Here is a 13,509-nt window from a genome sequence, read left to right on the forward strand (position 1 = left end):
GCGTTCGGGGTGGCGCCGGCCCCACTCAACCCAGGCGGATGCCCTTGCCGACGGCCACCACGCCACCGGCGCTGATGGCGAACCGGGCTCGATCCCGCTCGGGTTCCACCCCGAGGATCTCCCCCGGACCCACGACGACGTTCTTGTCCAAGATGGCCTTGCGTACCACCGCACCCCGGCCGATGCGTACGCCGGGCATCAGGACACTGCCCTCCACGGTGGCCCCCTCCTCGATGATCACGTTCGAGCTGAGCACCGAATTGCGCACCGTCGCAGCCGAGATGATCGAGCCCGCACCCACCACCGACTCCTGGGCCAGCCCACCGTGTACGAATTTCGCCGGGGCCAGGTTCTCTGCGGCCCCGCGAATGGGCCAGCGTCGGTTGTAGAGGTTGAACACCGGGTGCACCGACACCAGGTCCATGTGGGCGTCGTAGAAGGCGTCGAGGGTCCCCACGTCGCGCCAGTAGCCTTTGTCGCGTTCGGTGGCCCCGGGGACCTCGTTGTCGGCGAAATCGTAGACAAAGGCCTCGCGACGTGCGACGAAGGCCGGGATGATGTCGCCACCCATGTCGTGGTCGGAGTCGCTGTCCTCGGAGTCGGCGCGGATCGCCTCCACCAGCGCCGAGGTGGTGAACACATAGTTGCCCATCGAGGCGAACGTGGCCTCGGGGTCATCGGGCGTTCCGGGCGGATCCTTCGGCTTCTCCAGAAACCCGGTGATGAGCCCGGATTCGTCGGAGTCGATGCATCCGAACGCGGTGGCCTCGCTGCGGGGCACCCGAATGCCGGCCACGGTGACCGCAGCGCCCGAGGCGATGTGGGCGTCGACCATCTGTTCGGGATCCATGCGGTACACGTGGTCGGCGCCGAAGACGACGATGTAGTCGGGTTCCTCGTCGTAGACGAGATTGAGTGATTGGAAGATCGCATCCGCGCTTCCGGTGTACCAGCGCGGCCCCAGCCGCTGCTGCGCGGGCACCGGGGTGATGTATTCGCCGTTGAAACCCGACATCCGCCAGGTCTGCGAGATGTGTCGGTCCAGTGAATGCGACTTGTACTGGGTCAGGACGCACAGTCGTTGGTATCCGGCGTTGACCAGGTTGCTCAGCACGAAGTCGATCAATCGGTATGCGCCGCCGAACGGCACGGCCGGCTTGGCCCGATCCATCGTCAAGGGGTAGAGGCGTTTTCCCTCGCCGCCGGCGAGCACGATCCCGAGCACGTGCGGCTGTGATCTCACCCTGCCAACCTATCCGCCGCAGGCATTCGTGGCCACAGGTTGGCCACTTTGCTTGGCGCAGAGCATCGCCCGGGACTAGCGTCGAGTGATGCGAGTGGCGATGATGACGCGCGAATACCCGCCGGAGGTGTACGGAGGCGCAGGAGTCCACGTCACCGAGTTGGTTCGACACCTGGCCTCGCTGGCCTCGGTCGATGTCCACTGCATGGGCGCACCGCGTGACGGGGTGGCGGTCTACGTCCCCGATCCGGCCCTCGACGGCGCCAACGCCGCCCTGACCACCTTGTCCAGCGAGCTGCGGATGGTGGCCGGTGCGTCGGCGGCCGACATCGTGCACTCCCACACCTGGTACACGGGGCTGGCCGGACATCTGGCCGCCGAGCTGTACGGGGTGCCGCATGTGCTGACCGCGCATTCGTTGGAACCCCGGCGGCCCTGGAAAGCCGAGCAACTCGGCGGTGGCTATCGCATCTCGAGTTGGTCTGAGCGCACCGCCGTCGAACACGCCGACGCGGTGATCGCGGTCAGCGCCGGGATGCGAGCCGACGTCTGTGACGCCTACCCACGCCTGGACCCGTCTCGAGTCCACGTGGTGCGCAATGGAATCGACACGAATGCCTGGTCCCCCGTCATCGATCCGTTCGGTCCGGAATCGGCGTTGACGACCCTCGGCGTCGATCCTGACCGGCCGGTGGCCGCCTTCGTGGGCCGCATCACCCGGCAAAAAGGCGTGGCGCACCTGGTGGCCGCGGCCCATGGCTTTCACCCCGACCTGCAGCTGGTGTTGTGTGCGGGTGCCCCCGACACCCCGGAGATCGGCGCACAGATCGCGGCTGCCGTTGCCGAGCTGTCAGCGACCCGCGCCGGGGTGCACTGGGTCCAGCAGATGCTCCCACTACCTCGCGTACGCGAGATCCTCAGCGCAGCAACAGTTTTTGTGTGTCCATCCATCTACGAGCCACTCGGTATCGTCAACCTCGAGGCCATGGCGTGCGGCACGGCCGTGGTCGCCTCCGATGTCGGAGGCATCCCCGAGGTCGTCGTCGACGGCGTCACCGGAGCCCTGGTGCACTACGACGAGTCGGACCCGACCGGCTTCGAACGCGATCTCACCGAGGCAGTGAATCGCGTTGTTGCCGAACCAGATTCGGCGAAAGCGATGGGACGGGCGGGCCGTGAACGGGCGATCGCCGAGTTCTCCTGGGAGTCCATCGCCGAGCAGACCATGGCGGTCTACCGCAGCGCACTCGGATCGTCGGCGACTCGGTAGCTGCACACGGTCACCGACGCGGTGACATCCATCGTGTCCTCGAGTTCTGCAGCACGAGCGGTGATCTCGTCCGCCGTGAGATGGTGGGCTGAGGGCCCCATGGCGACCAGATCCTTCGCGGTGTCGCGGTCGACGGAGATGACGAACTCCACCAGGGTGCGTTCGGTGCGCACAAACGTGCCCGCGAAACTGTTGCCGATGCGCTCGGGTTTGCCCGGATCCACCCCGATCATCCCCATCGGGTCGATCAACTCGGCGAGGTGACGCGGGGTCGGTGAGACCACCACCAGCACCCCGCCCGGGGCCAGCACTCGGGCGAACTCGGCCACGTTGCGCGGGGCGAAGACACTCAGGACGGTGTCCACGCAGGAATCGGCGATCGGGAGTCGCTTCCAGGCGTCGGCCACGACCGCCCCGATCCGCGGATGGGCCCGGGCCATAGCTCGCGCGCAGGTCTTCGACAGGTCCAGGCCCACGCCGCGCGCCGACGGAGCACCCGATGAAACGCAGCGCTGCAGGTAGTGACCCGTTCCGGCACCGACGTCGAGGAACACCCGGCCCACCCCGGCCGCCACCACGGCGGCATCGATGTCGCCGTAGTGTCGGGCGCCGAGCACCCGCTCGCGCGCCGACACCATCTCGGAGGTATCCGACCTCAAGGCCGGATTGTGCCCGGAGAGCAACGACACATAGCCCTGCCGGGCGACATCGAACAAATGCCCGCGATCGCACAACAACCCGTGCAGCCCACGGCCCGGCAGCTCGCCCCCGTCGTCCCCGTCGGGATACAGCTGCCCGTGGCAGACGGGACAGGCCAGCAGATCCAGGATCGTCGACAGCATCAGCTGACCGGCGGCGATCCCACGAGGATCCCGATCAGCCGGCTACGACGCCGCGCAGTTCCTCACCGAGGGCTGCGGCCTCGTCGGCAGTCAGTTCCACGACAAGGCGGCCACCGCCTTCGATGGGGATACGCACAACGATCCCGCGACCCTCCTTGGCTGCTTCGAGGGGTCCATCGCCGGTCCGTGGCTTCATCGCCGCCATGTCAAGTGCTCCTTTCAGACCGTCGCCGCATGCGGGCGCCGCCTGATTCTAGTGGTCAGGTGTCAATGCCTCTGGGGACAGCAACGACCAGGACTCGATTCAACAACGACCATGATACGGGTCACCGGACCTCGGGCTGCGTTCCATCCTTTTCCGGAAGCGAGAAGTCGTTCGCATCACGCCCCTGCAGGTCGCCCACCACGGTGCGCAGCTCGTCGATCTCGCGCGCCAACTTCTCCAGCACCCAATCCACCTCGGACTGTTTGTAGCCGCGCAGCACCACCGCCAAGCGCACCGAACGCACATCCGCGCCGGTGATGCCCGCCCGCGGGAGCCGGGTCAACGTGGTTCCGCGCGGTGTCGGCGGCAGTTCTTCGCCGCGGCCGAACACAAACCACGCCACCGTGAAGACCAACGCCACCACGGCGACCATGACCAGCAAGTACAGCAGCAGTGTCAGCACGCCTCGATCATCGCAGATCAGACCGACCGGACAGGTCGGGCACGGCGGCGGCGCACCGTAGACCGACCGCGAGGTGGGTCAGGAAGCGCGCACGGAGGTGGGTACCCGCGGTCGTAGCGTGTCCATCGCCGGACGATCGGTGAGATACACCTCGGTCGTGTGGGGTGTGAACGAGCCGTCGCTCTCGGCGGTGAACTGCGTCAGCCCCACCCCCGAGTCGACGATCCCGCAGCGCCGCATCAGGGTGCCCACGATCTGCCTGCTCATGACGCCGAGCTCGATGAGTGGACGGTTGCGGTGAGTCCGCACGCCCAGGTTGACCTGTCCGATCCCGGCCATCCCGTACCGGTCGAACGTGTCGACCAGCAGACCGATCTCGACGCCGTACCCGGGTGCGAAGGGCACTGCGGCCAGCAGCTCACGGGTCCCTGCGTACTCGCCGCCCAGCGGTTGCAGGACTGCGGTCAGCTCCGGCTTGAGCGAGGCCAACAGGGGTCGGGCGACCAACTCGGTGACGCGGCCGCCGCCGTTGGGATCCTGGGCGCCGCCGGTGCGCAGCGGCCGCCGGTAGTAGCCCTTGACCAGCTGGATCTCGTCGTTGACCAGCAACGGGCCCAGCAGTTTGGGCACGAACATCGGATCAGGATCGATCAGGTCGGAGTCGACGAAGGCGATGAGGTCGCCGGTGGTGGCGGCGATGGAACGCCACAGCACCTCGCCTTTGCCCTTGACCGGTGAGAGTTCCGGTACGGCCTGCTCCCGGCTGACGACCCGGGCGCCGGCCGCGGTGGCCACCTCGGCGGTGGCGTCGGTCGAACCGGAGTCCAACACGATCAGCTCGTCGACGAGGGTGCCCAACAACGGTTTGATCGAGGCGATCACGTCGCCGACGGTCTCTTCCTCGTCAAGGGCGGGCAGCACCACCGACACGGTGCGGCCACGTTTGGCGGCCACCAGCTCGTCGACGGTCCAGGTGGGTTGCTCGAAGGTGTGCGACACCGACCACTGGTCGGCGTCGGTGGCCGCCGGAGCGGGCCAGATCTGCGTGCCGCGTCGGGGTGCCGAGACCGACGGGTTGTGGGCGGACGAGCTGTGACTGGTCATGCGAGTCCCCTGACTGTTCGTTCAGGCGGTCTGGTCCCCGCGATCGCGGCGACCATGTCGACCACCCGACGGGTGGCTGCCACCTGGTGGACGCGGAACACTCGAGCCCCCTGCTGGGCTGCCAGTGCTGTCGCGGCCAAGGTGCCTTCCAACCGTTCTTCCAGGCCTACCCCCAGAGTCTCGCCGATGAAATCCTTGTTGCTCAGCGCCATCAGCACCGGCCAGCCCGTATTAACGAGATTGTTCACGTGGCGTAACAAGGCGAGCCCGTGATGGGTGTTTTTCCCGAAGTCGTGGGTGGGGTCGATGAGGATTGAGTCCGGTGCCACCCCGACCTCGCGGGCCCGCTGCGCGGCTGCGGTGACCTCGCGGACCACCTCGGCGACGACGTCGTGGTAGCGAACCCGATGCGGACGAGTACGCGGCATGGCGCCCCCGGTGTGCGAACACACGATGCCCGCACCGCATTCGGCGGCCGCCACCACCAGCTCGGGGTCGTGTCCGGCCCAGGTGTCGTTCACCAGGTCGGCACCGACACCACACGCCACGCGGGCCACCTCGGCCCGCCAGGTGTCGACGCTGATGATCAGATCCGGGTAGGCGGTACGGACCCACTCGATGAACGGGACCACCCGGTCGATCTCCTCGGCGGTGTCGACCACCACGCCGGGGCCGGCCTTGACCCCGCCCACGTCGACGAGGTCGGCGCCCTCGGCCACCACCTGATGCACCCGCTGCATCGCGGCCTCGTCGGTGAAGCTGGCACCCCGGTCGTAGAACGAGTCGGGCGTGCGGTTGACGATCGCCATGACCAGCGCCCGTCCGGAGTCGACCGGACGTCCGCACAGAGTGGGCAGCCGGCTCGGCAGTGATGTCGTCACACCTCAACCGTAGCGGTCGCCTACAGCACGACCGCTCAGTTGCGCGGCGCCCTGGCCTCGGCGACGTCGCTCGGATACTCGGGGTAGAACGGCACGTATCCCTTGCTCCGCCCAGCCAGTACGTACAGCGGATCGGAGCCCACCGCGGTGTAGCCCTGTTCGCGCAGTTCCACCTTCATGGTCTTGAAGGTGGAGGTCTGCTCGAGTTGGTCGACGATGCGCACGAACAGCGGGACCGCGTAGTTGGGCAGCGATGCATAGAGCTGGGCCGCGAGCTGCTGCCCGTCGAGTTCGGTGCCCTCGGCGATGGTGACCGCCGCCATGCCGGCCTTGCCGTCACACCCGGGTACCTCCACGCCGTAGACCACCGACTGATTGACCGCCGACGCCGAATCCAAGGCGCCCTCGACCTCGGTGGTGGCCACGTTCTCGCCCTTCCAGCGGAACGTGTCGCCGAGCCGGTCGACGAACGCGACATGAGAGAAGCCTTGGTCGCGCACCAGGTCGCCGGTGTTGAACCAGCGATCGCCGTCCTTGAACGCGTTGGTGACGACCTTCTTGGCGGTCGCCTCGGCGTCGGTGTAGCCGTCGAACGGCACGTGCTCATTGATCTCGGAGATCAGCAGGCCCGGCTCGCCTTTGCGCACCACCCGCACCCGGCCGTCGCTGCCGCGCAGCGGGCCACCGGTCTCGCCGTCGTACTCGACGATCTTGTAGGGCAGCGGCGAGAACCCGGCGGTGCGGTCGACGTTGAAGACGTTGATGAACGCGAGGTTGGCCTCACTGGCGGAGTAGAACTCGACAACTCGCTCGATGCCGAATCGCTCGGTGAATTCGTCCCAGATCTCCGCGCGCATCCCGTTGCCCACCGCGATGCGTACATCGTGGGCGCGGTCGGTCGGTTTGGCCGGTTGGGCCAGCAGGTAGCGGCAGATCTCGCCGATGTAGCAGAACGCGGTGGCCCGGTTGGTGATGACCTCGTCCCAGAACCGCGACGCCGAGAACTGTCGTCCGATCGCCATGCAGGCCCCTGACCCGAGGACCGCTCCGAGCGACACCGACAGCGCGTTGTTGTGGTAGAGCGGCAGCGACACGTACATGGTGTCGTCGCGGCGCAACCGCACGCCCATGCCACCGATGCCGGACATGTTGGCCAGCCACCGGAAATGCGACATGACGCTGGCCTTGGGCAACCCGGTGGTGCCGGAGGTGAAGATGTAGAACGCCACCGTCTTCGCGGGCAAGGTCGCGGTGACGGCGGGGTTGTCCTCCGACAGCCCGGTCGACTGCGCATCAAGCGCATCGAAGTCGAGCACCTCGGCCGGCACCGATTCGGGACCCACGGAGTCCAGCGCCTCGCGGGCGCCTGGATCGAGGATCAACACGTTCGAGCCGAGGATCGAGAAGCTGTGCTCGAGCACGTGGCCGCGCTGGTTGTAGTTGATCATCCCGGCCACGGCCCCGAGCTTGACGGTGGCGAGCATGGCCAGCAGCGTCGTCGGATCGTTCTTGGCCAGGATCGCGACCACGTCGCCGGTCCGGATCCCTTTGGACTCCAACAACGACGCGTACCGGTTGACCCGCCGATTGCATTCTCCGTACGAGAGCGAACGACCCTCGAACCGAATGAACGGGCGCTCTGGATGCTTCGCGGCGCGGTGGGCGAACACCGCGCCCATGGTGGTGGTCGCCGTCGGCTTGCGAGTCAGCAGGCCGGGCGCGTGCTTGACGATCGCAGGTAGGTCGGGAGCCAAGCCGATGACGCCCTTCGCGAGTTCGGTCACGCCGACGCTACGTCGGGTTTCAGTAGTCACTCATGCTCCCTTGCCTATGGTTGATCGCGACGGAGGTTACCGCCTTGGGCAATGTCTCCGGGTGACCGCACCGTGTTACCCGCCGGCGGCCAGGGTGACCGCGTGGTCCACCGATTCGACCACCACCAGTCGCTGCAGCGCTGCCGACGACACGAACCCCGCCTCTCGGAGCTGAGCCAACCACTCGAGTAGAGGTCGATAGAACCCGAACGGGTCGAGCAGGATCACCGGCTTGTCGTGCATGCCCAGGTACCCGCCGGTCCAGGTCTCGAACAGTTCCTCGAGGGTGCCGATCCCTCCGGGCAGCGTGATGAAGCCGTCGGCACGGTCGTCCATCTGCTGTTTGCGCTGCCGCATGGTGTCGGTGACCACCAACTCGTCGGCGTCGATGTCGGCCACCTCGCGTTCGACCAGCGCGGTCGGGATGATGCCGACAGTGTGCCCGCCTGCCGATCGAGTCGCTCGCGCCACCGCGCCCATCATCGACACGTTGCCGCCCCCGGAGACCAGGGTGTGTCCCGCCGCTCCAAGCGCCTCGCCGACCTGCTGCGCCAACCTCAGGTAGCGCTCCTCGACCGGACCCGATGCGCAGTAGACGCAGATCGCACTCATCGGGTGCCCTCGACCGCCTCGGCTCGCGCAGCCTCCTCGGCGCGGGCACGCGCGGCTTCGGACTCCACGACGATGGCCACCGCCTCGTCCACGCTGTCGGTCACCTGCACCAGGGCGACGTCGGATCGCGAGACGGTGCCCGCGGCGACCATCGACGTGGAGATCCAGTCGAGAAGTCCCGACCAGAAGTCCACCCCGATGAGCACGATCGGGAACCGGGTCACCTTGCGCGTCTGCACCAGAGTGAGCGCCTCGAAAAGTTCATCCATCGTCCCGAACCCACCGGGCAGACAGATGAAGGCTTGGGCGTACTTGACGAACATCGTCTTGCGGGCGAAGAAGTAGCGGAAGTTGACGCCGAGGTCCACCCATTCGTTGAGGCTCTGCTCGAACGGCAACTCGATTCCCAGTCCGATGGAGTGGCCACCCGCGTCGGCTGCGCCCCGGTTGGCGGCCTCCATGATCCCAGGCCCGCCGCCGGTGATGACCGCGTACCCGGCGCGCACCAGTGCGGCTCCGAGCTCCACGCCCTGGGCGTACACCGGGCTGTCGTGGGGGATGCGCGCTGATCCGAAAACGCTTACGGCCCTTGTCACCTCGGCCATCGCGTCGAATCCGGCCACGAACTCGGACTGGATGCGCAACACCCGCCAGGGATCATGGTCGACATGGTTGGCGTGCCGGCGAGCCTCGGCCTGCGCGGTCACGGCCACCGTGTCGAGCAGTCGCCGATCGGTGGTCAGTTCCATGCGCCGGGGGTCGGCGCGAAACCGGGTGGGCCCGGAGTAGCAAAGCGGGTCGTCATGCGAGGCGTACGTGGCGTTCTGGTGTTCGTCGGAGGACACGCCACGACGGTAGTCGACCGACCCCGGGGCCTCGGCCGGGCGTTCAGGCCGGCGTGGGCGGGGTGGCCAGATAGCGACGCAGCATCTGCGTCACCTCGGTGATCTGTGCTGTGGGCACCCGCTCGTCACGCTTGTGCGCCAGGCTCGGATCACCAGGTCCGAGGTTGACCGCTGGGATCCCGAGAGCGGCGAACCGGGCCACATCAGTCCACCCGAACTTGGCCCGAAATCTGTTGTCGGCCACAGCCACCAGCGCGGCGGCAGCGGGTTGCGTCAGCCCGGGCAGCGCACCGGGCGCCGAGTCGGTGACCTCCATCGTCACCACGCCGCCCTCGAGATGCTCGGCGAACACCTCTCGCAGGTGCGCCTGCGCATCGGCTTCGGACCGATCTGGTGCGTACCGGAAGTTGACGTCGACAGCGGCCTCGTCGGGGATGACGTTGCCGGCCACCCCACCGGCCACCGACACCGCCGAAAGCCCCTCGCGGTACTCACAGCCGTCGATGTCCACCCGGCGTGGTTCGTAGGCGGCCAACGTTGCCAATACGCCGCCGAGTTTGTGGATGGCGTTGTCCCCCATCCACGCTCGCGCCGAGTGCGCCCGCACCCCGGTGGTCGACAGACGAATCCGCATGGTGCCCTGACACCCCGCCTCGATCTGCCCGCCGGTGGGCTCACCGAGGATCGCCACGTCGCCCCGGAGCCACTCGGGACGTTCCCGCTCGATGACGCCGAGACCGTTGTGGACCGCAGCGATCTCCTCGCAGTCGTAGAAGATCAGTGTCAGGTCGTGGGCCACGTCGGTCATCGTGGCGGCCAGGTGCAAGAACACCGCGTCACCGGACTTCATGTCGACGGTGCCGCAGCCGTGCAGCACCTCACCGTCGAGAGGATCGGTGGTGCGATGGCTCGGGACGTTGTCGGCGATGGGGACGGTGTCGAGGTGCCCGGCCAGGATGACCCGGGAGGGCAGTCCGCGATTCGTCCGCGCCAGCACCCGATTGCCGTCGCGCAGTACCTCGAACCCGGTGGTCTGGGTTCGTAGGGCGTGTTCAACGGCATCGGCGATGCGCGCCTCGTCGTGCGACTCGCTGGCGATGTCGACCAGCGCCGCGGTCAGGTCGATCGGATCAGCGCTCAGGTCGAGGACAAGCGGGCTCATGGAATCTCACGCTAGTGCAGCGTGGGAATCCTAGGCTGGCGATCATGCCCCAGCCCCGCGTTGCCGGATTGTCGATCGTGGTCACCGACATGGCCCGTGCCTTGGCCTTCTACCGGATGTGTGGGGTGGACACACCGGCCTCGGCCGATGCCCAGCCGCATGCGGAATCGGTTCTGCCCGGCGGCTTTCGACTGATGTTCGACACGGTCGAGGTGATCCGATCGTTTCAGCCGGGGTGGCAGGCACCCAAGGGCGGCCACCGCGCCGCATTGGCGCTCGACTGCGGCCGGCCCACGGAGGTTGATGCGCTGCACCAGCAGTTGGTCGCCGCCGGACACCACAGCGAGATGGCGCCTTTCGATGCGTTCTGGGGTCAGCGGTACGCAATCGTGGCCGACCCCGATGGCAACCCGGTCGACCTGTTCGCAGCACTGGACTGAGCGACCGGACCATCCCGGTACAGTCGACAACCGTGACTGCCGCATCAGCAATCGGAATCGCCACCATCACCGACACCGGCCAGGTGCTCGACACCTGGTATCCCGCACCCGAACTGACCGGTTCCGGCGCGGCGGGGACCACCCGGCTCGACGGTGACGACATCCCCGCCGAACTCGCCGATCTGGTGGGCAGCGACTCGGCCCGCGCGGTCTCGACGGTGGCGGTACGCACCGAGATCGTTGATCTCGCCGACGCACCGATCGACGCACATGACGCCTACCTGCGGCTGCACCTGCTCTCGCACCGCCTCATCGCCCCGCACGGGGCAAACATGGACGGGGTCTTCGGACTGCTGACCAATGTGGTGTGGACCAATCACGGCCCGTGCGCGGTGGAGGGTTTCGAGACCACCCGTGCGCGACTGCGTTCGCGAGGGCAGGTGACCGTCTACGGGATCGACAAGTTTCCGCGGATGGTGGATTACGTTGTGCCGTCCGGGGTTCGGATCGCCGAGGCCGACCGCGTGCGCCTCGGTGCCCACCTGGCGGTAGGCACCACGGTGATGCATGAGGGTTTCGTCAACTTCAACGCAGGCACCCTGGGGACCTCCATGGTGGAGGGCCGGATCTCGGCGGGCGTGGTGGTGGGCGACGGCTCGGATGTGGGTGGTGGCGCATCGATCATGGGCACGCTCTCCGGCGGTGGCACGCAGGTGATCTCGCTGGGTCAGCGCTGCCTGCTCGGTGCGAACTCCGGCTGCGGCATCTCCCTCGGCGACGACTGCGTGATCGAGGCCGGCCTCTACGTGACCGCAGGCACCAAGGTCACCGCCCCCGACGGCAGTGTGGTCAAGGCCCGCGACCTGTCGGGCACGAACAACCTGTTGTTCCGGCGCAACTCGACCAGCGGCGTGGTGGAGGTGGTGCCGTGGAAGGGCACGGGCGTCGAGCTCAACGCCGCCCTGCACGCCAACGACTGACGCTCGGCGGGCGGTTGGCGCTGGCGTGTCAGTCCAGCGACAGGCGCGCTGCGGCAGCGGCGATACGTTCGTCGGTGGCGGTCAGCGCCATCCGGACATGCTGGGCGCCGACCGGCCCGTAGAACTCGCCCGGTGCGACCAAGATCCCCCGCTGCGCCAACCAGTCGACGGTGTCGCGGCAGGCCTCGTCCCGACTCGCCCACAGGTAGAGCCCGGCCTGCGAGTGGTCGATCCGAAATCCGGCGTGGCTCACCGCCGTGGAAAGCACGACTCGGCGATCGCAGTACCGTTTGCGTTGCGCTGCAAGGTGATTGTCATCGTTGAGCGCCGCAGTCATCGCAGCCTGGATGGGAAACGGGACGATGAGTCCGGCGTGTTTGCGTACGGCCAGCAACTCGCCGATCAACGCCGGGTCACCTGCGAAGAACCCGGCCCGGTAGCTCGCGAGGTTGGAGATCTTCGACAGTGAGTGCACCGCCAACAGTCCGCGGGGGTCTCCTTCGCAGACGCGCGGATCGAGGATGGACACCGCTTCGACGTCCCACGCCAGCCCGAGATAGCACTCGTCGGAGACGACGATGACCCCGCGTTCGCGAGCCCAGCTGACCACCTTGCGCAGATGCTCGACGCCGAGCACCGCTCCGGTCGGGTTGCTCGGCGAGTTGAGAAAGATCAGGGCGGGATTGGCCGGTCCCAGCGCCACGGTCGAGTCCGCCCGCACGATCTGCGCACCGGCCAGCAGCGCGCCCACCTCGTAGGTGGGGTACGCCGCCTCCGGGATGACCACCAGGTCGCCGGATCCGATGCCCAGCATTGCCACCACCGAGGCGATGGCCTCCTTGGTGCCGATGACCGGCAGCACCGCCTCGGCGCCCAGCGCGATCACCCCGTAACGGCGGGTCAACGCCGCCGCGGCAGCTTCTCGCAACGACTCGGTGCCGGCGGTGGTCGGGTAGCCGGAGAAATCCGAGGCGTGCGCCAGTGCCTCGCGAATCAGCGCGTCGACCGGGTCGACGGGGGTTCCCACCGAGAGGTCGACGATGCCGTCGGGGTGCGCAAGCGCGCGAGTCTTGGCGTGCGCCAACGAGTCCCACGGAAAGTCGGGCAGTGCGGCGCTGACCGGACGACGGCCGGAGCGGCCTCGCGCGCCACGGTCGTCCCCCTGCACGGCGACCGGTCGGCTCACTCTTCGTGGTTCATCGGCGGGAGGTTCTTCACGAACTCCGGGTCGTTAGCGGTCTTGCCCACCTTGCCCGCGCCGCCCGGCGAACCCAGCGAGTCGAAGAAGTCGACGTTGGCCTTGACGTAGGGCTCCCACTCGTCGGGCACGTCGTCCTCGTAGAAGATGGCTTCCACCGGGCACACCGGTTCGCAGGCGCCGCAGTCGACACACTCGTCGGGTTGGATGTAGAGCATCCGCTCACCCTCATAGATGCAGTCCACCGGGCATTCCTCGACGCACGCCCGATCGAGCAGGTCCACACACGGCTCAGCGATGATGTACGTCAACTCGGTCTCCTTCACTCCTGCGCGTCGGGGCCGGGCGCGCGCGCTGTCGTGGGCAGATCTCGTTTCCACGGACCCCGAAGGACAAGTATCGGTCCCCGACCTCGATGGGGCCAAACCGGGGCGCACCGAGGTGCAAGGC

Annotated in this window: 15 protein-coding genes; 3 read left to right on the plus strand and 12 right to left on the minus strand. The window is 67.6% G+C overall.

What is annotated here, in order from left to right; translation table 11 throughout:
* Positions 1–25 precede the first annotated feature (25 nt).
* Positions 26–1,243 carry a glucose-1-phosphate adenylyltransferase gene (gene glgC / locus KIK15_RS01830; protein ID WP_214242449.1) on the minus strand — a complete coding sequence of 406 codons (1,218 nt, stop codon included), beginning with the start codon at positions 1,241–1,243 and terminating at the stop codon, positions 26–28.
* An 88-nt stretch (positions 1,244–1,331) separates the two neighbouring features.
* Between glgC and glgA the strand changes: the two genes are divergently transcribed.
* Positions 1,332–2,513 (plus strand): glycogen synthase, encoded by a 1,182-nt coding sequence (glgA, locus tag KIK15_RS01835; protein WP_214242450.1) that lies wholly within the window; start codon positions 1,332–1,334, stop codon positions 2,511–2,513.
* Here the strand turns inward: glgA and KIK15_RS01840 are convergent.
* The 9 genes from KIK15_RS01840 to dapE form a co-directional block, all read right to left on the minus strand.
* Positions 2,477–3,355: a methyltransferase domain-containing protein gene (locus tag KIK15_RS01840; protein ID WP_214242451.1), complete on the minus strand. Its 879-nt coding sequence runs from the start codon at positions 3,353–3,355 to the stop codon at positions 2,477–2,479. The genes glgA and KIK15_RS01840 overlap by 37 nt on opposite strands.
* A 34-nt stretch (positions 3,356–3,389) precedes the next feature.
* Entirely contained in the window at positions 3,390–3,560 is a 171-nt protein-coding gene (locus KIK15_RS01845) for a DUF3117 domain-containing protein (RefSeq protein WP_082501978.1), read from the minus strand.
* Positions 3,561–3,681: 121 nt separating this feature from the next.
* On the minus strand, positions 3,682–4,023 hold the full coding sequence (locus KIK15_RS01850) for a DivIVA domain-containing protein (RefSeq protein WP_214242452.1): 342 nt from the start codon (positions 4,021–4,023) through the stop codon (positions 3,682–3,684).
* 78 nt (positions 4,024–4,101) lie between these two features.
* The gene (locus tag KIK15_RS01855) at positions 4,102–5,127 is read right to left on the minus strand and encodes a glucosyl-3-phosphoglycerate synthase (protein WP_214242453.1); all 1,026 of its coding nucleotides are present in this window, start codon (positions 5,125–5,127) and stop codon (positions 4,102–4,104) included.
* Entirely contained in the window at positions 5,124–5,936 is an 813-nt protein-coding gene (gene folP, locus KIK15_RS01860) for a dihydropteroate synthase (RefSeq protein WP_214243198.1), read from the minus strand. The genes KIK15_RS01855 and folP overlap by 4 nt, the downstream gene beginning before the upstream one ends.
* Positions 5,937–6,043: 107 nt before the next feature.
* Entirely contained in the window at positions 6,044–7,822 is a 1,779-nt protein-coding gene (locus tag KIK15_RS01865; protein WP_214242454.1) for a long-chain-acyl-CoA synthetase, read from the minus strand.
* Positions 7,823–7,897: 75 nt separating this feature from the next.
* On the minus strand, positions 7,898–8,434 hold the full coding sequence (locus tag KIK15_RS01870) for a TIGR00730 family Rossman fold protein (protein ID WP_214242455.1): 537 nt from the start codon (positions 8,432–8,434) through the stop codon (positions 7,898–7,900).
* Positions 8,431–9,183 (minus strand): TIGR00730 family Rossman fold protein, encoded by a 753-nt coding sequence (locus tag KIK15_RS01875; RefSeq protein WP_214243199.1) that lies wholly within the window; start codon positions 9,181–9,183, stop codon positions 8,431–8,433. Before KIK15_RS01875 ends, KIK15_RS01870 begins: the two co-directional genes overlap by 4 nt.
* Positions 9,184–9,322: 139 nt before the next feature.
* Positions 9,323–10,441, minus strand: coding sequence for a succinyl-diaminopimelate desuccinylase (gene dapE / locus KIK15_RS01880; RefSeq protein ID WP_214242456.1), 1,119 nt, complete (start codon positions 10,439–10,441; stop codon positions 9,323–9,325).
* Positions 10,442–10,485: 44 nt separating this feature from the next.
* Between dapE and KIK15_RS01885 the strand changes: the two genes are divergently transcribed.
* Positions 10,486–10,881: a VOC family protein gene (locus KIK15_RS01885; RefSeq protein ID WP_214242457.1), complete on the plus strand. Its 396-nt coding sequence runs from the start codon at positions 10,486–10,488 to the stop codon at positions 10,879–10,881.
* Positions 10,882–10,913: 32 nt separating this feature from the next.
* Positions 10,914–11,861 (plus strand): 2,3,4,5-tetrahydropyridine-2,6-dicarboxylate N-succinyltransferase, encoded by a 948-nt coding sequence (gene dapD, locus KIK15_RS01890; RefSeq protein ID WP_214242458.1) that lies wholly within the window; start codon positions 10,914–10,916, stop codon positions 11,859–11,861.
* Between the two features lie 28 nt (positions 11,862–11,889).
* Here the strand turns inward: dapD and dapC are convergent, their stop codons facing one another.
* Together dapC and fdxA are read right to left on the minus strand one after the other, a co-directional pair.
* A complete protein-coding gene (gene dapC / locus KIK15_RS01895; RefSeq protein WP_214243200.1) occupies positions 11,890–13,029 on the minus strand; it encodes a succinyldiaminopimelate transaminase in 1,140 nt (379 codons plus the stop codon).
* Positions 13,030–13,043: 14 nt separating this feature from the next.
* On the minus strand, positions 13,044–13,370 hold the full coding sequence (gene fdxA, locus KIK15_RS01900; RefSeq protein WP_214242459.1) for a ferredoxin: 327 nt from the start codon (positions 13,368–13,370) through the stop codon (positions 13,044–13,046).
* Positions 13,371–13,509 lie beyond the last annotated feature (139 nt).

Origin of the sequence: Williamsia sp. CHRR-6 (assembly GCF_018474015.1) — a bacterium.
Lineage (GTDB): Bacteria > Actinomycetota > Actinomycetes > Mycobacteriales > Mycobacteriaceae > Williamsia_A.

Coding starts and splice junctions, on each gene's coding strand:
- KIK15_RS01840 (WP_214242451.1), bottom strand. CDS start 3,355: ATGCTGTCGACGATCCTGGATCTGCTGGCCTGTCCCGTCTGCCACGGG.
- KIK15_RS01885 (WP_214242457.1), top strand. CDS start 10,486: ATGCCCCAGCCCCGCGTTGCCGGATTGTCGATCGTGGTCACCGACATG.
- KIK15_RS01845 (WP_082501978.1), bottom strand. CDS start 3,560: ATGGCGGCGATGAAGCCACGGACCGGCGATGGACCCCTCGAAGCAGCC.
- KIK15_RS01855 (WP_214242453.1), bottom strand. CDS start 5,127: ATGACCAGTCACAGCTCGTCCGCCCACAACCCGTCGGTCTCGGCACCC.
- dapE (WP_214242456.1), bottom strand. CDS start 10,441: ATGAGCCCGCTTGTCCTCGACCTGAGCGCTGATCCGATCGACCTGACC.
- glgA (WP_214242450.1), top strand. CDS start 1,332: ATGCGAGTGGCGATGATGACGCGCGAATACCCGCCGGAGGTGTACGGA.
- KIK15_RS01870 (WP_214242455.1), bottom strand. CDS start 8,434: ATGAGTGCGATCTGCGTCTACTGCGCATCGGGTCCGGTCGAGGAGCGC.
- folP (WP_214243198.1), bottom strand. CDS start 5,936: ATGGCGATCGTCAACCGCACGCCCGACTCGTTCTACGACCGGGGTGCC.
- KIK15_RS01875 (WP_214243199.1), bottom strand. CDS start 9,183: ATGGAACTGACCACCGATCGGCGACTGCTCGACACGGTGGCCGTGACC.